The organism is Mameliella sp. CS4 (assembly GCF_019392335.1).
Taxonomy (GTDB): domain Bacteria; phylum Pseudomonadota; class Alphaproteobacteria; order Rhodobacterales; family Rhodobacteraceae; genus Antarctobacter.
Genome location: NZ_JAHXRQ010000113.1, coordinates 1 through 330 on the forward strand (window position 1 = coordinate 1; position 330 = coordinate 330).

Annotated in this window: 1 pseudogene; it reads right to left on the reverse strand. The window is 63.0% G+C overall.

The window, feature by feature from the left end:
- A pseudogene (locus KZZ07_RS26750) lies at nt 1–280 on the reverse strand (hypothetical protein); the annotation flags it as partial.
- Between the last annotated feature and the right edge of the window lie 50 nt (nt 281–330).

Here is a 330-nt window from a genome sequence, read left to right on the forward strand (position 1 = left end):
TGAACTTCCGTCCGTCAAATGACCACATGAAGCGATACATGTTGCCGGTCAGATTGATCTCGAGCGTCCGCGATGGGCGGCGCCTGTCCGGGTTGGGTTTGAGGGCGATAAGGTCTCGGTAGGTCAGAACCTTGTGGCCCGCATTCTCCAACCCCAGACCCGGATTGCCGGTGCGGTCCTGCGGTTCAGGCGCGACCATGTCCACGCCGACTCCGACGTCCACGTTCGGAGGAACGTTGGCGGGGTTGCGCATGTCCATATCCATGTTCATGCTGCCCATGGAGCCACCGCCCGGCATCGCCCCGTGGCCCATGCCAGCCATGGAGCCCC